Source organism: Pseudomonas sp. JV241A (assembly GCF_900275665.1).
GTDB lineage: Bacteria > Pseudomonadota > Gammaproteobacteria > Pseudomonadales > Pseudomonadaceae > Aquipseudomonas > Aquipseudomonas wadenswilerensis.
In genome coordinates, this window is sequence record NZ_OPYO01000023.1 from 124,384 (window position 1) to 144,330 (window position 19,947).

The 19,947-nt window shown below is 62.2% G+C and carries 18 protein-coding genes; 11 read left to right on the forward strand and 7 right to left on the reverse strand.

Going from position 1 to position 19,947, the window contains the following annotated elements; all coding sequences use genetic code 11:
- The 4 genes from crcB to ftsK all read right to left on the reverse strand — a co-directional run bounded on the left by crcB (nucleotide 1) and on the right by ftsK (nucleotide 4,814).
- A complete protein-coding gene (gene crcB, locus JV241A_RS15090) occupies nucleotides 1-375 on the reverse strand; it encodes a fluoride efflux transporter CrcB (protein ID WP_115087752.1) in 375 nt (124 codons plus the stop codon).
- Nucleotides 372-1,697: a replication-associated recombination protein A gene (locus JV241A_RS15095; protein ID WP_115087753.1), complete on the reverse strand. Its 1,326-nt coding sequence runs from the start codon at nucleotides 1,695-1,697 to the stop codon at nucleotides 372-374. The genes crcB and JV241A_RS15095 overlap by 4 nt, the downstream gene beginning before the upstream one ends.
- Nucleotides 1,698-1,715: 18 nt before the next feature.
- Nucleotides 1,716-2,339: an outer membrane lipoprotein chaperone LolA gene (gene lolA / locus JV241A_RS15100; RefSeq protein ID WP_115087754.1), complete on the reverse strand. Its 624-nt coding sequence runs from the start codon at nucleotides 2,337-2,339 to the stop codon at nucleotides 1,716-1,718.
- Nucleotides 2,340-2,402: 63 nt separating this feature from the next.
- Complete coding sequence (gene ftsK / locus JV241A_RS15105) at nucleotides 2,403-4,814, reverse strand: DNA translocase FtsK (RefSeq protein ID WP_115087755.1); 2,412 nt, start codon at nucleotides 4,812-4,814, stop codon at nucleotides 2,403-2,405.
- 326 nt (nucleotides 4,815-5,140) lie between these two features.
- On the opposite strand from ftsK, the gene aat reads away from it, so the two are divergent.
- The 3 genes from aat (at nucleotide 5,141) to infA (ending at nucleotide 6,909) form a co-directional block, all read left to right on the forward strand.
- Nucleotides 5,141-5,821, forward strand: coding sequence for a leucyl/phenylalanyl-tRNA--protein transferase (gene aat, locus JV241A_RS15110; RefSeq protein WP_134063331.1), 681 nt, complete (start codon nucleotides 5,141-5,143; stop codon nucleotides 5,819-5,821).
- 57 nt (nucleotides 5,822-5,878) lie between these two features.
- Entirely contained in the window at nucleotides 5,879-6,586 is a 708-nt protein-coding gene (locus JV241A_RS15115) for an arginyltransferase (protein ID WP_115087849.1), read from the forward strand.
- Between the two features lie 104 nt (nucleotides 6,587-6,690).
- Nucleotides 6,691-6,909: a translation initiation factor IF-1 gene (infA, locus tag JV241A_RS15120; protein WP_002553999.1), complete on the forward strand. Its 219-nt coding sequence runs from the start codon at nucleotides 6,691-6,693 to the stop codon at nucleotides 6,907-6,909.
- Nucleotides 6,910-7,064: 155 nt separating this feature from the next.
- On the opposite strand, the gene clpA is transcribed toward infA, so the two are convergent.
- Nucleotides 7,065-9,335, reverse strand: a complete 2,271-nt coding sequence (gene clpA / locus JV241A_RS15125; RefSeq protein ID WP_115087757.1) for an ATP-dependent Clp protease ATP-binding subunit ClpA — start codon at nucleotides 9,333-9,335, stop codon at nucleotides 7,065-7,067.
- A gap of 30 nt (nucleotides 9,336-9,365) precedes the next feature.
- Nucleotides 9,366-9,728: an ATP-dependent Clp protease adapter ClpS gene (gene clpS / locus JV241A_RS15130; RefSeq protein WP_009400967.1), complete on the reverse strand. Its 363-nt coding sequence runs from the start codon at nucleotides 9,726-9,728 to the stop codon at nucleotides 9,366-9,368.
- 225 nt (nucleotides 9,729-9,953) lie between these two features.
- Here clpS and cspD point away from each other — a divergent pair, with 225 nt between their 5' ends.
- The gene (cspD, locus tag JV241A_RS15135) at nucleotides 9,954-10,208 is read left to right on the forward strand and encodes a cold shock domain-containing protein CspD (RefSeq protein ID WP_134063333.1); all 255 of its coding nucleotides are present in this window, start codon (nucleotides 9,954-9,956) and stop codon (nucleotides 10,206-10,208) included.
- Nucleotides 10,209-10,271: 63 nt separating this feature from the next.
- Here the strand turns inward: cspD and icd are convergent, their stop codons facing one another.
- Nucleotides 10,272-11,528 (reverse strand): NADP-dependent isocitrate dehydrogenase, encoded by a 1,257-nt coding sequence (icd, locus tag JV241A_RS15140; RefSeq protein ID WP_123567421.1) that lies wholly within the window; start codon nucleotides 11,526-11,528, stop codon nucleotides 10,272-10,274.
- 414 nt (nucleotides 11,529-11,942) lie between these two features.
- On the opposite strand from icd, the gene JV241A_RS15145 reads away from it, so the two are divergent.
- The 7 genes from JV241A_RS15145 to JV241A_RS15175 all read left to right on the forward strand — a co-directional run bounded on the left by JV241A_RS15145 (nucleotide 11,943) and on the right by JV241A_RS15175 (nucleotide 19,807).
- Nucleotides 11,943-14,168, forward strand: coding sequence for an NADP-dependent isocitrate dehydrogenase (locus JV241A_RS15145; protein WP_134063335.1), 2,226 nt, complete (start codon nucleotides 11,943-11,945; stop codon nucleotides 14,166-14,168).
- A 148-nt stretch (nucleotides 14,169-14,316) separates the two neighbouring features.
- On the forward strand, nucleotides 14,317-14,757 hold the full coding sequence (locus JV241A_RS15150; RefSeq protein WP_134063337.1) for an NUDIX hydrolase: 441 nt from the start codon (nucleotides 14,317-14,319) through the stop codon (nucleotides 14,755-14,757).
- 70 nt (nucleotides 14,758-14,827) lie between these two features.
- Nucleotides 14,828-15,952 carry a tRNA 2-thiouridine(34) synthase MnmA gene (gene mnmA, locus JV241A_RS15155; RefSeq protein WP_010226758.1) on the forward strand — a complete coding sequence of 375 codons (1,125 nt, stop codon included), beginning with the start codon at nucleotides 14,828-14,830 and terminating at the stop codon, nucleotides 15,950-15,952.
- The gene (gene hflD, locus JV241A_RS15160; protein ID WP_045201395.1) at nucleotides 15,949-16,569 is read left to right on the forward strand and encodes a high frequency lysogenization protein HflD; all 621 of its coding nucleotides are present in this window, start codon (nucleotides 15,949-15,951) and stop codon (nucleotides 16,567-16,569) included. The genes mnmA and hflD overlap by 4 nt, the downstream gene beginning before the upstream one ends.
- A 191-nt stretch (nucleotides 16,570-16,760) precedes the next feature.
- Entirely contained in the window at nucleotides 16,761-18,131 is a 1,371-nt protein-coding gene (gene purB, locus JV241A_RS15165) for an adenylosuccinate lyase (protein ID WP_134063339.1), read from the forward strand.
- Between the two features lie 82 nt (nucleotides 18,132-18,213).
- Nucleotides 18,214-19,380 (forward strand): cupin domain-containing protein, encoded by a 1,167-nt coding sequence (locus JV241A_RS15170; RefSeq protein WP_115087763.1) that lies wholly within the window; start codon nucleotides 18,214-18,216, stop codon nucleotides 19,378-19,380.
- The gene (locus tag JV241A_RS15175; protein ID WP_115087764.1) at nucleotides 19,373-19,807 is read left to right on the forward strand and encodes a GNAT family N-acetyltransferase; all 435 of its coding nucleotides are present in this window, start codon (nucleotides 19,373-19,375) and stop codon (nucleotides 19,805-19,807) included. The genes JV241A_RS15170 and JV241A_RS15175 overlap by 8 nt, the downstream gene beginning before the upstream one ends.
- Nucleotides 19,808-19,947: the final 140 nt, after the last annotated feature.

The window sequence follows — 19,947 nt, forward strand, 5'->3', positions numbered from 1 at the left end:
TCAGAATTTGGTCAGGGACAGGCCAGCCCAGGTTGCGAGCAGCCCGCCAAATACGCTGGCCCCGGCATACCCGAAGGCCAGCGGCGCCTGCCCGCTTTCGAGCAGGCGCACGGTATCCAGTGAAAAGGATGAAAAGGTTGTAAGACCGCCGAGAAAGCCGACGATCAGGCCCGCACGCAGCTCGACCGGCACCAGCGGGCGATGCAGAAACAGCCCGTAGAGCAAGCCGATCAGCAGGCAGCCAATCAGATTGACCGCCAGCGTACCGAGATAGAAGTGGCGTGGCCAGTGCGCGTTGACCCAATTGGCAGTGGCAAAGCGCATCAGGGTGCCGACAATGCCCCCGGCGCTGACTGCGGCGATCACGGCAATCATGGTTTTCTGCGCTGCCGCGGGCTGTTGCGGTCGAGTTCGGCCAGGTGCTTGAGCTTCTCGCCGATCTTCAATTCCAGGCCGCGCGGCACCGGTTGGTAGTACTGGCGCGGCGCGAGGTGGTCAGGGAAGTAGTCTTCGCCGGCGGCGTAGGCATCCGGTTCGTCATGGGCGTAGCGGTATTCATCGCCATAGCCCAGCTGCTTCATCAGCTTGGTCGGGGCGTTGCGCAGGTGCAGCGGCACTTCCAGCGAACCGTGCTCGCCAGCTTCGCGCAGCGCAGTTTTGAAGCCCATGTACACCGCGTTGCTCTTCGGTGCACAGGCCAGGTAGGTAATGGCCTGGGCCACAGCCAGCTCGCCTTCCGGGCTGCCCAGGCGCTCTTGCACGTCCCAGGCCGCCAGGCACAGGCTCAAGGCGCGGGGGTCGGCGTTGCCGATGTCTTCGCTGGCCATGCGTACCACGCGGCGGGCGATGTACAGCGGGTCGCAGCCGCCATCGAGCATGCGCGCGAACCAGTACAAGGCGCCATCGGGGTTGGAGCCGCGCACCGACTTGTGCAGCGCCGAGATCTGGTCGTAGAAGGCCTCGCCACCCTTGTCGAAACGCCGGCGGCTGTCACCGAGCAGGCTCTGCAGCAATTCGACAGCGATTTCACCGCCATCCTCTGCCAGGTCCGAGGCGTTTTCGAGGAAGTTGAGCATGCGCCGGCCATCGCCATCGGCGGCAGCCATGAGCATCTGGAAGGCTTCGTCGCCAACGCGCAACTGGCGCTTGCCCAGGCCACGCTCTTCCGTCAGGGCGCGGTTGACCAGCTTGCGTAGCGCGGCTTCGTCGAGGCTTTTCAGCACATAGACCCGTGCCCGCGACAGCAGCGCGTTGTTCAGTTCGAACGAAGGGTTCTCGGTGGTGGCGCCGATGAAGATCAGCGTGCCGTCTTCCACATACGGCAAAAAGGCATCCTGCTGGGACTTGTTGAAGCGGTGCACTTCATCAACGAACAGAATCGTGCGCCGCCCATACTGCCCGGCCTGCTGCTTGGCGATGTCCACCGCGTGGCGGATTTCCTTGACCCCGGCCAACACCGCCGAAACGGTCTCGAAGTGGGCGTCGCAGAACTGCGCCAGCAACCGCGCCAGGGTGGTCTTGCCGACCCCGGGCGGGCCCCAGAAGATCATCGAGTGCAGTGCGCCCGCTTCCAGTGCCTCGCGCAGCGGCTTGCCGCGGGCCAGCAGGTGCTCCTGGCCAACGTACTCGTCCAGGTTGGCCGGGCGCAGGCGCGCGGCCAGGGGCTGGGCTACGGGGTCGCTACGAAACAGGTCCATGGACGGCGCTACTACCTCTTACTCGGAGATGACATCCGCACCTTTGGGGATGTCGAACTTGAACTTGCTCGCCGGGATCGCCTCGTTGGCCTTGACCGCGGTGAACAGGATGTTGGTGCGTTGGCCGACGCTGTCGATCAGTTGCATGTCGTTGACCAGGCCGCGACGGAACGACAGGCGCAGCGAGTCGAACAGGGTGTCCTTGGTTTTCGGCTTGAGCACGAAATCCATGACCTCGCCCTGCTCTTTAGAGGTGATGTCGAAGCTCTGACTGATCTTCGAGACGTCACCGGACAGCAACAGTGCCGGGGTTTCGGTCAAACGCTGGTCAAGTTTCTTGATGGTAGCCTGTTCCAGGTCCGGGTCCCACAGGGTGACGTTCTTGCCGTCCGACACCACCACCTGCTCCTGTGGCGCATCGGTGTGCCAGTAGAACAGGCCCGGGCGCTGCACGGCCATCTGCCCGGTGGTTTCCTGCAACTGAGTGCCGGTGCCATCGAGGGTCAGTTGAGAGAAATTGGCGCTGATGGTCCTGGATTTGTCCAGCAACTGGGTCAGGCGTGCCGCATCGGCATCGGCGGCAATTGCCGAAGCGCTGGACAGGGCCATAGCGGAAACCAACAGCATGCGAATCAGGCGCATGGAAATCCTCGTTGCAGTATGAAGGGGCTGGCCGCCGTCACTGGCCGCCAGCAGGTTGGATCATCAGTCGCGGGACGGCCCGGGGGCAATCACTTCGCGCGAACCGTTGGTGTTCATGGCGGTGACCACACCGGCCATCTCCATTGCCTCGATCATCCGCGCAGCGCGGTTGTAGCCGATCTTCAGCTTGCGCTGTACGGCGGAAATGGACGCACGGCGGCTTTCCAGCACGAACTGCACGGCTTCATCGTACAGCGCATCGGTTTCGGCATCGTCGCCGTCTCCGCCACCACCGCCGCCGTCAAAGCCGCTGCCGGCCTCTTCGACGCCGCTGAGGATGTCCTCGTTGTAGTCCGGGGCGCCCCGCAGTTTCCAGGCCTCGACCACGCGATGGACCTCGTCATCGGAAACGAAGGCGCCATGCACACGAATCGGCAGGCTGGTGCCTGGTGGCATGTAGAGCATGTCACCGTGGCCGAGCAACTGTTCGGCGCCGCCCTGGTCGATGATGGTCCGCGAGTCGATCTTGCTCGAGACCTGGAAGGCCATGCGGGTCGGGATGTTGGCCTTGATCAGGCCGGTGATCACGTCCACCGAGGGCCGCTGGGTCGCGAGAATCAGGTGAATACCGGCAGCACGGGCCTTCTGGGCGATACGGGCGATCAGCTCTTCGACCTTCTTGCCGACGATCATCATCATGTCGGCGAACTCGTCGACCACCACGACAATGGTCGGCAGGGTTTTCAGCAGCGGCGGCACGTCGTCCATGCTTTCGCGCTTGAACATCGGGTCGTAGATCGGCTCGCCGGCTTCTTCGGCGTCCTTGACCTTGCGGTTGAAGCCCGCCAGGTTGCGCACGCCCATGGCCGCCATCAGCTTGTAGCGCCGCTCCATCTCGGCCACGCTCCAGCGCAGGGCGTTGGCGGCGTCCTTCATGTCGGTAACCACCGGGCAGAGCAGGTGCGGAATGCCTTCGTAGATCGACAGTTCGAGCATTTTCGGGTCGATCATGATCAGCTTGGCGTCTTCCGGGCCCGACTTGAACAGGATCGACAGGATCATGGCGTTGACGCCCACCGACTTACCGGAACCGGTGGTACCGGCCACCAGCAGGTGCGGCATCTTCGCAAGATCGGTGATCACCGGCTTGCCGCCGATGTCGTGGCCCAGGGCCATGGTCACCGGCGATTTGGCTTCGTCGTATTGTGGCGACGACAGCACCTCGGAGAAGCGCACGATCTGCCGGTCTTCGTTGGGGATCTCGATACCGACGGTGGTCTTGCCGGGGATCACTTCAACCACCCGCACGCTGGTCACCGCCAGGGAGCGGGCCAGGTCCTTGGCCAGGTTGGCGATGCGGCTGACCTTGACGCCAGCGGCCGGCTGGATTTCGTAACGGGTAATCACCGGGCCCGGGTGGATCGAGTCCACCGAGACTTCGACGCCGAATTCCTTGAGCTTGATTTCCAGCAGATGGCCAACGCCGGCCAGGGATTCTGGCGAGTAGTTGACCTGTTTTTTCTCGGCCGGGTCGAGGATCGAGATCGGCGGCAAGGTGCCTTCGATGGCGCTGTCGACGAACAGCGGCGCCTGTTTTTCCTTCTGCACGCGCTTGCTCGGTTCCGGCGCCTTGGCCGGGGCCGGCATGATCACCGGTGCCGGCTGCTGCACGCGCTCGGCTACATGCTTGCTCAGGGCCTGGTCGCGCTCGATGATGCGCTCCTTGGCCTTGGCCTGCTCGCGGCGGTCCGGCGCTACCGGGGCGACCACGTCGTGAACCTGGTCGTCGACCTCACGCAACTGCGCCACCAGGCGCTTGCGCTCGTTGCGCGCCTCCCACCAGCGGTTGGCGGCGCCCTGGAACAGTTCGAACAGGTCGAGGGTGATCTTGCCGGTGACGTCCATCACCTTGAACCACGACAGGTCGGTGAACACGGTCAGGCCGAACAGGAACAGGGCAATGAACATCAGGGTGCTGCCCTGCACGTTCAGGGCGTTCTTGGCCAGGTCGCCGAGGCTTTCGCCCAGCGCGCCACCGGCCGATGCCGGCAGGCTGGCGGCGGAATGGAAATGGATATGCGCCAGCGCCGCCCCCGAAAGCACCAGGAACACCAGGCCGATCAGGCGCCAGGAGAACAACCAGCCGCTCCACTGCCACGGCTGGTGGCGTTCGCGGAAGATCTGCCAGGTCTTGATCGCCAGCAGCAACGGGAAGATGTAGGCGAAATAGCCCAGGACCATGAACAGGATGTCGGCGAAATAGGCACCGGCACGGCCGGCGGCGTTCTGTACCTGCTCGACGTTGCTGGTATGGCTGAAGCCCGGATCGGCCTGGTCGTAGGTCAGCAAGGCCATCCACAGGTACAGGCACAGCGCGCCCACGGCGATCAGCGCACCTTCCTTGAGCCGATAGTGCAGCTGCTGGCGCCAGAGCGGCACGGGCAAGGGACTGGGTGTTGCGGTGGATTTCTTCAAAACGCGTCTATTCCTGCGCTCATTGCGCGTCCAACAGTGATTGACCCAACTGAACAGTCAACAAACCACTACTTTTAACATTACTGCCCGCCTACCGCCATGGCGGCACGCCAGAATGAAGCGTAAACGGGGGCCAATTTCCTATACAGCAATTTGAGCACGCATTTTCTTTTGTGACAAAGGCTTATGCGGTGTTTTTGTGCAAGTGTGACAACAAAGGGTCATGCAAGTTGCCTGCAGGCACCACGCCTGTAGGAGCGGGCTTGTCCCGCGAGGCTTTTTCAGGCCATGCTGGGTGCCCTCCCCTCTTCCATCACTGGACCACGATGCTGACCTGGTTGAGCCGCGACACCCTCACCTTTCCGCCGTTGGACAAAGCCCTGCGCGACCCCAACGGCCTGCTCGCCGCCGGCGGCGACCTGAGTGCCGAACGCCTGGTGCAGGCCTATCGCCACGGCTGCTTCCCCTGGTACCAGGACGGCCAGCCGATCCTCTGGTGGTCGCCTGACCCGCGCACCGTGCTGTTCCCCGACGAACTGCACGTGTCACGCTCGCTGCGCAAGTTCATCCGCCAGGGCCACTACCAGGCCAGCTTCGACCAGGACTTTGCCGCCGTCATCAACGCCTGCGCCGCCCCCCGCGACTACGCCGACGGCACCTGGATCACCGACAGCATGCAGGCGGCCTACCTGAAACTGCACCAGCAGGGTTTTGCCCATTCGGTCGAGGTGCGCCGCGACGGTGAACTGGTGGGCGGGCTGTACGGCCTGGCCATGGGCCGGCTGTTTTTCGGCGAGTCGATGTTCAGCCGCGCCGACAATGCCTCCAAGGTCGGCTTCGTGGCCCTGGTCGAGCACCTGCAACAGGCAGGATTTGTCCTGATTGACTGCCAGATGCCTACCGACCACCTGCACAGCCTCGGCGCCCGCGCCATCGCCCGGGCCACTTTTGCCGACTACCTTCAGCGTTATCTCGACCAGCCCAGCAGCGCCAGCTGGGTTTGCTAGGCGAGTTTTTCCAGCTGGCTTACACTTAAAACAAAAGCACCTCCCGAGGGGTTGATCATGACAGAGCTGGCGCGGTTGAAGTTTTATGCCACTCAACCCCATTCCTGCAGCTACCTGCCAGACGAACAAGCCACCACGCTGTTTCTCGACCCGAGCCAGCCGATGGATGTCAACGTTTACGCAGACCTGTCGGAAATGGGCTTCCGGCGCAGCGGCGACCATCTGTATCGCCCGCATTGCCAGAACTGCAACGCCTGCGTGCCGGCGCGGATCCCGGCTGCACGCTTTCTGCCCAACCGCCAGCAAAAGCGCATCCTCAAGCGTAATGCCGACCTCACCGTCAACGCTGGCCGCCCGGCATTCAAAGAGGAATATTTCGAGCTTTACCGGCGCTACATCGAGCAGCGCCATGCTGATGGCGACATGTACCCCCCCAGCCGTGACCAGTTTTCCACCTTCCTGGTCCGCGACCTGCCATTTTCGCGCTTTTACGAGTTCCGCCTGGAAGACCGCCTGCTCGCCGTGGCGGTCACCGACCTGCTGCCCAACGGCCTCTCGGCGGTATACACCTTCTACGAGCCGGACGAAGAACGGCGCAGCCTGGGCCGCTTCGCCATCCTCTGGCAGATCACCGAAGCCCTGCGCCTGGGCCTGGACGCGGTCTACCTCGGCTACTGGATCAAAAACTGCAAAAAGATGAACTACAAGACCCAGTACCGCCCCATCGAGCTGTTGATCAATCAGCGTTGGGTGACGTTGAACTGAAATCATTGGCTTGAGGCCCATTTTTCGGGCACAATGCACGCCACTTTTTTTGCCTGGCGCAGCTGTGCACCGGGCCATTAACTGGACACCGAGGGCTTTACTGCATGTCGAAAGAAGACAGCTTCGAAATGGAAGGCACTGTCGTCGACACCCTGCCCAACACCATGTTCCGTGTGGAGTTGGAAAATGGGCACGTCGTTACCGCGCACATCTCCGGAAAGATGCGCAAGAACTACATTCGTATTCTGACCGGTGACAAGGTCCGCGTCGAACTGACGCCCTACGACCTGAGCAAGGGGCGCATCACCTACCGCGCCCGCTAAGCGACACCAACGAAAACGCCCGGCTAAATGCCGGGCGTTTTTGTTGGCTCTGGAAAAGCATCGCTGGCAAGTCGGGTCGCCGCACCGCAGCTCCCACAGGGATTGTGTGGGAGCTGGCTTGCCAGCGATGGGCTGCATAGCAGCCCCAGCCTGCCTTACGCCATCTCAGCCGTGGTCTCGAAGTCGAACACCAGTTCGCCATCGCGGATGTCGATGTGCACCACACCGCCATGCTCGGCCAGCTCGCCGAACAGGATCTCCTCGGCCAACGGCCGCTTGATCTTGTCCTGGATCAGCCGCGCCATTGGCCGCGCGCCCATCTGCGCATCGTAGCCACCGGCCGCCAGCCAACTGCGCGCCGCATCGCTTACCTCCAGCAACACGCGCTTGTCTTCCAGTTGCGCCTGCAGCTCGATGAGGAACTTGTCCACCACGCTCTTGATCGTCTCGTGGCTGAGGCGGCCAAACTGGATGATGGTGTCCAGGCGGTTGCGGAACTCCGGCGTGAAGCTCTTCTTGATCACTTCCATTGCATCGGAGGAATGATCTTGCTGGGTGAAGCCGATCGAGGCCCGTGCAGCGGTTTCAGCACCGGCGTTGGTGGTCATGATGACGATGACGTTACGGAAGTCCGCCTTGCGCCCGTTGTTGTCGGTCAGGGTACCGTGGTCCATCACCTGCAGCAGCAGGTTGAAGACTTCCGGGTGGGCCTTCTCGATCTCGTCGAGCAGCAACACGCAGTGCGGCTGCTTGGTAATGGCTTCGGTGAGCAGGCCGCCCTGGTCGAAACCGACGTAGCCCGGAGGCGCACCGATCAGACGCGAAACGGTATGCCGCTCCATGTACTCGGACATGTCGAAGCGTACCAGCTCGACACCCAGGGCCTTGGCCAGCTGCCGCGCCGCTTCGGTTTTACCCACCCCGGTAGGGCCGGCAAACAGGAACGAACCGACAGGCTTGTCCGGCGCCTTGAGGCCGGCACGGGACAGCTTGATGGCGGTCGCCAGCGAATCGATCGCCGCATCCTGACCGAACACCGTGAGCTTGAGGTCGCGCTCCAGGTTACGCAGCAGCTCCTTGTCGGAACTGGTCACGTGTTTTGGCGGAATCCGCGCGATTTTGGCGACGATATCCTCGACTTGCGGCACGTCGATACGCTTGACCCGCTTTTCCACCGGCTGCAGGCGCTGGTAGGCACCCGCCTCGTCGATCACATCGATGGCCTTGTCGGGCATGTGCCGGTCATTGATGTAGCGCGCTGCAAGCTCGGCAGCGGCGCGCAGGGCCTCATCGCTGTACTCGATGTTGTGGTGGCTCTCGAACCGCCCCTTGAGCCCGCGCAGGATGCCCACGGTGTCTTCCACCGATGGCTCGCTGACATCGACCTTCTGGAAGCGCCGCGCCAGGGCCCGGTCTTTTTCGAAGATGCCGCGAAATTCCTGAAAGGTGGTCGAACCGATGCAACGGATATCACCCGAAGACAGCAGCGGCTTGAGCAGGTTGGAAGCGTCCATTACCCCACCGGAAGCCGCACCGGCACCGATGATGGTGTGGATCTCGTCGATGAACAGGATCGCTTGCGGACGTTTGCGCAGCTCGTTGAGCAGCGCCTTGAAGCGCTTCTCGAAGTCACCGCGGTACTTGGTACCGGCCAGCAAGGCGCCCAGGTCCAGGGAGTAGACCACGCTGTGGGCCAGCAGGTCCGGCACCTGGCCGTCGACGATACGCTTGGCCAGGCCTTCGGCGATGGCGGTTTTACCGACACCGGCCTCACCGACCAGCAGCGGGTTGTTCTTGCGCCGACGGGCGAGGATCTGCGCCACGCGCTCGACTTCGAGCTCGCGACCGACCAGCGGATCGATGCGCCCCTGACGGGCCTGTTCGTTGAGGTTGCTGGCATAGGCATCCAGAGGATTGCCCGAGGATGACGTTTCACCGCCTTCCTCGTCCTGCATGTCCTGCTCGCCCTCGGAGTGTTCACCATGGCCAGGCACCTTGGAGATGCCGTGGGCGATGTAGTTGACCACGTCGATGCGGGCCACGCTCTGCTGTTTAAGCAGGAACACGGCCTGGCTTTCCTGTTCGCTGAAAATCGCAACCAGCACGTTGGCACCGGTGACTTCACGCTTGCCCGAGCTCTGGACATGGAAGACTGCGCGCTGCAGTACACGCTGGAAGCCCAGGGTTGGCTGGGTTTCGCGGTCCTCGTCGTGCACGGGGATCAACGGCGTGGTGGAGTCGATGAACTCCTGCAGGTCGTGTTTGAGTTTGTCGAGGTTTGCGCCGCAGGCGCGCAGAACGGTCGCGGCGGCCTCATTATCCAATAGTGCCAGCAGCAGGTGCTCGACGGTCATGAACTCATGACGTTTCGAGCGTGCCTCCTTGAAGGCCAGATTGAGGGTGACTTCGAGCTCGCGGTTTAACATAGCTTCACCTCATACCCAAGTGGCCGGCGATTAACCGTCCTTCTCGATTTCACAGAGTAGCGGATGCTGGCTTTCCCTTGCGTATTGGTTGACCTGCATGGCCTTGGTCTCGGCGATGTCACGGGTAAACAATCCGCACACTGCCCGTCCTTCTGTGTGGACGGCCAGCATGACCTTGGTCGCCAGCTCGCGATTCAGGTTAAAAAACACCTCGAGCACTTCGACGACGAAATCCATCGGTGTGTAGTCATCGTTAAACAAAACCACCTTGTACATGGGTGGCGCCTGCAGGGCCGGTTTGGCCTCCTGTACCGCCAGGCCAGAACCATCGTCCTCATGCGATTGCGGGCGATCCTGATTGAATGTTAGTCGAATCTGGCTATGTGCATGCATGGAAAGAATTTCATCATTTCGACAGGTTGGTTTATGGGTTGACCGCACAGGCGACGCGGGACAGCCGTCACCTCACCTTGACTATCGGCAAAACGGTGTTACAACCAATAAGAACCCACCGTGGTCGATAAAGATCCGCGCAGTCAACCAGAATTTTCGCAGGTTCATATGCGGATGGAGTGGATGATACTCCAGTGATGGAGTCCTTTGCAGAGGGATATGAGGATGGCAAGCGGTAAAGTCAAGTGGTTCAACAACGCCAAGGGCTATGGCTTCATCAATGAAGACGGGAAAACAGAGGATCTGTTCGCACACTACTCGGCTATCCAGATGGAAGGTTATAAAACCCTGAAAGCCGGACAATCCGTCAGCTTCGAGATCATCCAGGGCCCCAAAGGCTTGCATGCGGTCAAAATCGAGAATGCGACCGCACCAACCACAGCCTCCCCCACCCCCAGCCCGCAAACGACTGAAGCCTGAGCCGGCGATCAGACAAAAGAAAACCGGCCAGCCCGCAAGGACTGGCCGGTTTTCTTGTGCCGCTTACATGTGCTTGATCAAGGCATCACCGAAACCGGAGCTGCTGACCAGGGTCGCGCCGTCCATCAGGCGCTCGAAGTCGTAGGTCACGGTCTTGGCTGCGATGGCGCCGTTGGTGCCCTTGATGATCAGGTCGGCCGCCTCGGTCCAGCCCAGGTGACGCAGCATCATCTCGGCCGAGAGAATTACCGAACCCGGGTTGACCTGGTCCTTGCCGGCGTACTTCGGCGCGGTACCGTGGGTGGCCTCGAACATCGCCACGGTGTCGGACAGGTTGGCGCCCGGGGCAATACCGATGCCGCCGACTTCCGCCGCCAGGGCGTCGGACAGGTAGTCACCGTTGAGGTTGAGGGTGGCGATCACGTCGTATTCGGCCGGGCGCAGCAGGATCTGCTGGAGCATGGCGTCGGCGATGGCGTCCTTGACGATGACTTCACGGCCGGTTTTCGGGTTCTTGAACTTCATCCATGGGCCGCCATCGAGCAGCTCGGCGCCGAATTCGTTCTTGGCCACTTCGTAGCCCCAGTCCTTGAAGGCACCTTCGGTGAACTTCATGATATTGCCCTTGTGCACGATGGTCAGCGACTTGCGGTCGTTGTCCACCACATACTGCAGGGCCTTGCGCACCAGGCGCTGGGTGCCTTCCTTGGAGACCGGCTTGATGCCGATGCCGCAGTCCTGGTCGAAACGGATCTTGGTGACGCCCATTTCTTCTTTCAGGAACTTGATGACCTTGGTCGCTTCCGGCGAACCGGCCTTCCATTCGATGCCGGCATAAATGTCTTCGGAGTTTTCGCGGAAGATCACCATGTCGACGTCACCCGGCTTTTTCACCGGGCTTGGCACGCCCTGGAACCACACCACCGGGCGCAGGCAGACATACAGGTCCAGCTGCTGGCGCAGGGCAACGTTGAGGGAGCGGATACCACCACCGACCGGGGTGGTCAGCGGACCCTTGATGGAGACGACGTAGTCCTTCACCGCATCGAGGGTTTCCTGGGGCAACCAGGTGTCCTGGTCGTATACCTGGGTGGCTTTTTCACCGGCGTAGACTTCCATCCAGGAAATCTTGCGCTTGCCCCCATAGGCTTTCTCTACAGCAGCATCAACCACTTTGATCATGACGGGACTGACGTCTACGCCAATGCCGTCGCCTTCGATGAACGGGATGATCGGATTATCAGGAACATTGAGAGAATGGTCCGCATTGACGGTGATTTTGTCGCCGACTGCCGGAACCTTGATTTTCTGGTATCCCATGCTGCACTCCGTTTTTTTTGGTGTGGTTCGTCATCTGGATCCCCTGAGCGTACCCCAGTTGAACGGCAACGGGAACCACGTGCGCAAATGCCCTGCGATAGGGCAGCAACGCCTACATCTTTGGTCTAAAAAAGCCCCTGCGACGGGTTGATCTTGATCAATACGACCAAGGCTTTGGTATACTCGCCCGGTGACCAAAGGGTCACTGGGGGCGAACCGTCTGAAACGAGACCTGCGGCCCCGACAAGACTGGGCTGTTACCGCAGTTCAGCCGTTTGACACTCGACTGATGCAATCCACCATCACCGCCCAGAATCTTCGACCTTCTGCTCATGGATGTGTCTGAGCGAAGCGCCTACCCTGCGCACCTCGAGATTCTGCGCACGCTCAGCAAAACAGAGAGTTAACCCGAATATGCCCACCCGATCCAAGATCATCTACACCTTCACCGACGAAGCCCCCGCCCTCGCCACCTATTCACTGCTCCCCGTCATCGAAGCCTTCACCGCTTGCGCCGACATCGCCGTAGAAACCCGGGACATCTCTCTGGCCGGCCGTATCCTTTCTGCCTTCCCTGAACAGCTCGGCGCCGACAAGCAAGTGGCCGACCATCTGGCAGAACTGGGCCAACTGGCAACCACACCAGAAGCCAACATCATCAAGCTGCCGAACATCAGCGCCTCGGTTCCGCAACTGAAGGCCGCGATCAAGGAACTGCAAGCCAAGGGCTTCAACATTCCTGATTACCCTGAAGCCGCCGCTACCGATGCCGAGAAAGAAGCCAAGGCTCGCTACGACCGCATCAAGGGCAGCGCCGTGAACCCGGTCCTGCGTGAAGGCAACTCCGACCGTCGCGCCCCGCTGTCGGTCAAGAACTACGCACGCAAGCACCCGCACAAGATGGGCGCCTGGGCTGCCGACTCCAAGTCCCACGTGGCACACATGAGCCAGGGCGACTTCTACGGCAGCGAGAAAGCCGCGCTGATCGACGCCGATGACAGCCTGCGCATCGAACTGCTGGACAAGAACGGCAACACCACCGTTCTGAAAGAAAAAACCGCGGTCAAGGCCGGTGAAATCGTCGACTGCGCAGTCTTGAGCACCAAGGCGCTGCGCAAGTTCATCGCCGCCGAGATCGAAGATGCCAAAGCCAAGGGCGTGCTGCTGTCGGTGCACCTGAAAGCCACCATGATGAAGGTCTCCGACCCGATCATGTTCGGCCAGATCGTTGCCGAGTACTACCAGGACGCGCTGAACAAGCACGCCGCAGTACTGGAGCAGATCGGTTTCAACCTGAACAACGGTATCGGCGACCTGTACGCCCGTATCAAGGCGCTGCCGGCCGAGCAGCAGGCGCAGATCGAAGCGGACATCAAAGCCGTCTACGACGTCCGCCCGGCCCTGGCCATGGTCAACTCCGACAAGGGCATCACCAACCTGCACGTGCCGAGCGACGTCATCGTCGACGCTTCGATGCCGGCGATGATCCGTGACTCGGGCAAGATGTGGAACACCGAAGGCCAGCTGCAAGACACCAAGGCCGTCATTCCGGATCGTTGCTACGCCACCATCTACCAGGCCGTCATCGAAGACTGCAAGCAACACGGCGCCTTCGATCCGACCACCATGGGCAGCGTGCCGAACGTTGGCCTGATGGCGCAGAAAGCCGAAGAGTACGGTTCCCACGACAAGACCTTCCAGGCCAAGGCCGACGGCGTGATCCGTGTGGTTGACGGCAAGGGCAACCTGCTGCTGTCCCAGGACGTCGAAGCCGGCGACATCTTCCGCATGTGCCAGACCAAAGACGCACCGATCCAGGACTGGGTCAAACTGGCCGTCAACCGCGCCCGCGCCAGCAACACCCCGGCGCTGTTCTGGCTCGACCCGCAGCGCGCCCACGACGGCGTGCTGATCGAGAAGGTCCAGCAGTACCTGAAAGACCACGACACCGCTGGCCTGGACATCCGCGTCCTGTCGCCTGTCGAGGCCATGAAGGTTTCCCTGCAGCGCATCCGCGCCGGCCAGGATACCATCTCGGTTACCGGCAACGTACTGCGCGACTACCTGACCGACCTGTTCCCGATCATGGAGCTGGGCACCAGCGCCAAGATGCTGTCGATCGTGCCGCTGATGAACAACGGCGGCCTGTTCGAAACCGGCGCCGGCGGTTCGGCACCGAAGCACGTACAGCAGCTGGTTGAAGAGAACTTCCTGCGCTGGGACTCCCTGGGCGAGTTCCTGGCCCTGGCCGCTTCCCTGGAGCACCTGGGCACTGCCTACACCAACCCGAAAGCCAAGGTACTGGCGGCGACCCTGGACCAGGCCACCGGCCAGTTCCTGGACACCAACAAGTCCCCTGCGCGCAAGGTCGGCGGTATCGACAACCGTGGCAGCCACTTCTACCTGACCCTGTACTGGGCCCAGGCCCTGGCCGCCCAGAGCGACGACGCTGCCCTGCAAGCGCGCTTCGCGCCACTGGCAAAAGCCCTGGCCGAGCACGAAGCGACCATCGTCGCCGAGCTCAACGCCGTTCAGGGCAAGCCGGCTGACATCGGTGGTTACTACTACCCGGATGCCGAGCTGACCAGCAAAGTGATGCGCCCGAGCCAGACCTTCAACAGCGCGATTGCCGCACTGTAAGGTTCGCTTGACGTAACATCGAAAGCCCCGGCCACGCACCGGGGCTTTCGCTTTTTCAGCGACCTCATCGCGGGGCAAGCCCGCTCCCACCCTGTAGGAGCGGGCTTGCCCCGCGATGAGGCCCGGTAAATCAGCACAGGACCACTCAATGACCTGGCAACCCCACATCACCGTCGCCACCCTCATCGAAGACCAGGGCCGCTTCCTCATGGTCGAGGAGCTCAAGGCCGGCAAGCACGTATTCAACCAGCCCGCCGGCCACCTCGAGGCCAACGAAAGCCTGCTCGACGCCGCACTGCGCGAAACCCTCGAAGAAACCGCCTGGGAGGTCGAGTTGACCGGCCTGGTCGGCATCTACCTCTATACCGCCCCCAGCAATGGTGTGACCTACCAGCGCATCTGCTTCGCCGCGCGCCCGCTCAAGCACCATCCCGAGCGCGCCCTGGACAGCGACATCGTCCGTGCCGTGTGGCTGAGCCGCGAGGAGCTGCTGGCCGACCCCGAGCGCTGGCGCAGCGAGCTGGTACCGCGCTGCATCGACGACTACCTGGCCGGCCCGCTGCACAGCCTGGCGTTGATCCGCGACTGACAGCAACGATGCCTTGAAGGCCGCAGCCTGATAGAATCGTTGTCTTTTTCCAGATACACAGCCGGTACCTATGACCAGTCCAGCACTTTACGAACCCGAAAAGACACGCGTTATCGTCGGCATGTCCGGCGGCGTGGACTCTTCCGTCTCCGCCCTCCTGCTGATGGAGCAGGGCTACCAGGTGGAAGGCCTGTTCATGAAGAACTGGGAAGAGGACGACGGCACCGAATACTGTACCGCCCGCGAAGACCTGGCCGACGCCCAGGCCGTGTGCGACCGCATCGGCATCAAGCTGCACACCGCCAACTTCGCCGCCGAGTACTGGGACAACGTCTTCGAGCACTTCCTGGCCGAATACAAGGCCGGACGCACGCCGAACCCGGACATCCTCTGCAACCGCGAAATCAAGTTCAAGGCCTTCCTCGACTACGCCCTGATGCTCGGCGCCGACCTGATCGCCACCGGCCACTATGTGCGCCGCCGCGACACTGATGGCCGCACCGAACTGCTCAAGGGCCTGGACCCGAACAAGGACCAGAGCTACTTCCTGCACGCGGTCGGCGGCAAGGAAATCGCCCGCACGCTATTCCCGGTCGGCGAACTGGAAAAACCCGAAGTACGCGCCATCGCCGAAAAACACGGCCTGGCCACGGCGAAGAAGAAAGACTCCACCGGCATCTGCTTTATCGGCGAGCGCCGCTTCAGCGACTTCCTCAAGCAGTACCTGCCGGCGCAACCGGGCGAGATCCAGACCACCGACGGCGAAGTCATCGGCCGTCACCACGGCCTGATGTACCACACCATCGGCCAGCGCCAGGGCCTGGGCATCGGCGGCCTGAAAGACGCCGGTGACGAGCCGTGGTACGTACTGGAAAAAGACCTCACCCGCAACGTGCTGGTGGTCGGCCAGGGTAACGAACACCCGTGGCTGTTCTCGCGCGCCCTGCTGGCGTCGGAGATCTTCTGGGTCAACCCCATCGACCTGTCCAGCCCTCGACGCCTGACCGCCAAGGTGCGCTACCGCCAAAGCGATCAGGGCTGCACCCTGGAACAGACCGCAAGTGGCTACCGCGCGGTGTTCGACGAGCCACAGCGGGCGGTGACGCCAGGCCAGTCGGTGGTGTTCTATGACGGCGAAATCTGCCTCGGCGGCGGCGTGATCGAAACCGCCGAGCCGTGGAGCGCGCGCGCATGAATGCCATGCAAGAGCAGTTGATTGCCTTGGGTGGCGTGTTCCAGGCCGCGGTGCTGGTTGACCGTATCGCCCGCACCGGCCAGGCCAGCGAGGCCAACCTTGGCTGCATGCTCGGCAGCCTGCTGGTGCGCGACCCCAAGGACACCCTGGAGGTGTTCGGCGGCGACGACCTCAACCTGCGTGACGGCTACCGCGCCCTGGCCAGCGCCCTGGAACGCGACCCGGGCAGCCTGCAGCGCGAGCCGCTGCGCTATGCACTGTCGATGCTCGGCCTGGAGCGTCAGCTGGCCAAGCGCGGCGACATGCTCGATGTGATCGGCAACCGCCTGCCGCAAATCCAGTCCCAGGCCGAGCATTTCGGCCTGGTGCATGAAAACGTCATTGCTTCCAGCGGCGCCCTGTACCAGGACACCCTGAGCACCCTGCGTCAGCGCATCCAGGTACACGGCGACATGCGCCACCTGCAACAGCCGAGCAATGCCTCGAAGATTCGCGCCCTGCTGCTCGCCGGTATTCGCGCCGCGCGCCTGTGGCGACAGCTGGGCGGACATCGCTGGCAGCTGGTGATCAGCCGGCGCAAACTGCTCAAAGAGCTGTATCCGATGTTGCGTGGCTGAACGCCAATCGCCGGCAAGCCAGCTCCCACAGGGACGGCATGCACTGCACCTGTGGGAGCTGGCTTGCCAGCGATGAGGCCAGCAAAAATCTACAGATTTACCGGCAGACCATTTGTCAGCCACCCGACCCGGGCGCGTTTTTCATGTATGATATGCGCCCTTTTCAAAGCCTGACTGTCCGAGAACACCCCATGCAGCTTTCCTCGCTCACTGCGGTTTCCCCTGTTGACGGCCGCTACGCCGGCAAAACCCAGGCCCTGCGCCCTATTTTCAGCGAGTACGGCCTGATCCGTTTCCGCGCCCTGGTCGAGGTTCGCTGGCTCCAGCGCCTGGCCGCCCACCCGCAGATCGCCGAGGTTCCGGCCTTTTCCGCCGAAGCCAACGCCCTGCTCAACGGCCTGGCCGATGAGTTCGCCCTCGAGCACGCCGAGCGCGTCAAAGAGATCGAGCGCACCACCAACCACGACGTCAAGGCCATCGAGTACCTGCTCAAGGAGCAGGCCGCCAAGCTGCCGGAGCTGGCCAAGGTCAGTGAATTCATCCACTTCGCCTGCACCAGCGAGGACATCAACAACCTGTCCCACGCCCTGATGCTGCGCGAAGGCCGCGATAGCGTGCTGCTGCCGCTGATGCGCCAGATCACCCAGGCCATCCGTGAGCCGGCCCACCGCTTCGCCGACGTGCCGATGCTGTCGCGCACCCACGGCCAACCGGCTTCGCCAACCACCCTGGGCAAAGAGCTGGCCAACGTCGTCTACCGCCTGGAGCGCCAGATCGCCCAGGTTGCCGCCGTACCGCTGCTGGGCAAGATCAACGGCGCCGTGGGCAACTACAACGCCCACCTGTCGGCCTACCCGCAGATCGACTGGGAAGCCAATGCCCGCGCCTTCATCGAAGACGAGCTGGGCCTGGTATTCAACCCCTACACCACCCAGATCGAGCCGCACGACTACATCGCCGAGCTGTTCGACGCGATCGCTCGCTTCAACACCATCCTGATCGACTTCGACCGCGACGTCTGGGGCTACATCTCCCTGGGCTACTTCAAGCAGCGCACCATCGCTGGCGAAATCGGCTCCTCGACCATGCCGCACAAGGTCAACCCGATCGACTTCGAAAACTCCGAAGGCAACCTGGGTATCGCCAACGCGCTGTTCCAGCACCTGGCCAGCAAGCTGCCGATCTCGCGCTGGCAGCGTGACCTGACCGACTCCACCGTGCTGCGCAACCTGGGCGTCGGTTTCGCCCACAGCGTGATCGCCTACGAGGCCAGCCTCAAGGGCATCAGCAAGCTCGAGATCAACGAAGCCCGTATCGCCGAAGACCTGGACGCCTGCTGGGAAGTCCTCGCCGAGCCGATCCAGACCGTCATGCGCCGCTACAACATCGAGAACCCCTACGAGAAGCTCAAGGAGCTGACCCGTGGCAAAGGCATCAGCCCTGAAGCGCTGCTGACCTTCATCGATGGCCTGGACATGCCGGCAGAAGCACGCACCGAGCTGAAGAAGCTGACTCCAGCCTCCTACATCGGTAACGCTGCGGCTCAAGCCAAACGCATCTGATCTGCGCCCTGCGCGTAAACGCCCGGCTCAGCCGGGCGTTTTTATTACCGAAAGAAAATTACTTTTTTTCAATAGGTTACACATGAATCCTGATACTCCTCTGCAGCTTCTGGGCGGCCTCACTGCCCGCGAATTCATGCGCGACTACTGGCAGAAGAAACCCCTGCTGGTACGCCAGGCCTTCCCGGACTTCGAAAGCCCGATCGACGCTGACGAACTGGCCGGCCTGGCCCTGGAAGAAGAAGTCGAATCGCGCCTGGTCATCGAGCACGGCGAACGCCCATGGGAACTGCGCCGCGGCCCGTTCGAAGAAGATGCCTTCAGCACCCTGCCCGAGCGCGACTGGACCCTGCTGGTGCAGGCGGTCGACCAGTTCGTGCCGGAAGTCGGCGAGCTGCTGGAGCACTTCCGCTTCCTGCCAAGCTGGCGTATCGACGATGTAATGATCAGCTTTGCAGCGCCTGGCGGCAGCGTTGGCCCGCACTTCGACAACTACGACGTGTTCCTGCTGCAAGGCCAGGGCAAGCGCAACTGGAAGATCGGCCAGATGTGCGACAGCGACAGCCCGCTGCTGGAGCACGCCGACCTGCGCATCCTGGCCGAATTCGAGCAAAGCGACGAGTGGACCCTGGAGCCCGGCGACATGCTTTACCTGCCGCCGCGCCTGGCCCACTACGGCATTGCCGAAGATGACTGCCTGACCTACTCGGTGGGCTTCCGTGCGCCGGGCGCCGCTGAAGTGCTGACCCATTTCACCGACTTCCTCAGCCAGTTCCTGCCCGACGAAGAGCGTTACACCGACGCCGACGCCGAGCCGGTCAGCGACCCGCACCAGATTCAGCACGACGCCCTCGACCGCCTGAAAAAGCTGCTCACCGAGCACATGGGTGACGAGCGCCTGCTGCTGACCTGGTTCGGCCAGTTCATGACCGAACCGCGTTACCCGGAGCTGGTCAGCGGCGAGACGCTGGATGAAGTCGAGCTGATCGAGAGCCTGGCCCAGGGCGCGATTCTGATCCGCAACCCGAGCGCGCGCCTGGCCTGGTCGGAAGTCGACGACAACCTGCTGCTGTTCGCCAGCGGCCAGAGCCGCCTGCTGCCGGGCGACCTGCGCGAACTGCTGAAGCTGATCTGCGCCGCCGATGCGTTGCATATTGAAAACCTTGAGCAGTGGCTTGAAAACGATCAAGGCATTACCTTGATCTGCGAACTGGTCAAACAAGGAAGCCTGGGGTTTGCCAATGAATAAGATCCGCGTCCGGCTCGCCGACTGGCAAAAAGACAACGCCGATATCCGCCGTATTCGTGAAGCCGTGTTCATCGCCGAACAGAACGTGCCGCCGGAGCTGGAATGGGATGCCGACGACAACACTGCCGTGCACTTCCTGGCCATGGAAGGTGACTATGCCATCGGCACCGCGCGCCTGCTGCCCGACGGCCATATCGGCCGGGTCTCGGTACTCAAGGACTGGCGCGGGCTGAAGGTCGGCGACGCGCTGATGCAGGCGGTCATCGTCGAAGCGCAGAACCGTGACCTCAAGCAGCAGATGCTCAGCGCCCAGGTGCACGCCACGCCATTCTACGAGCGCCTTGGTTTCAAGGTGGTCAGCGAGGAGTTCCTCGAGGCGGGCATTCCGCACGTGGACATGGTTCGCGAGTCGCGCGAACTGGCCTGATTGCGATTGGGGCAGCCTTGCAGCCCATCGCCGGCAAGGCCGGCTCCCACAGGTTCGATGCCAACCTGATCCTTGTGGGAGCCGGCCTTGCCGGCGATGGGCTGCGAAGCAGTCCTCAGCCTGACAACCTCGCTCCCATA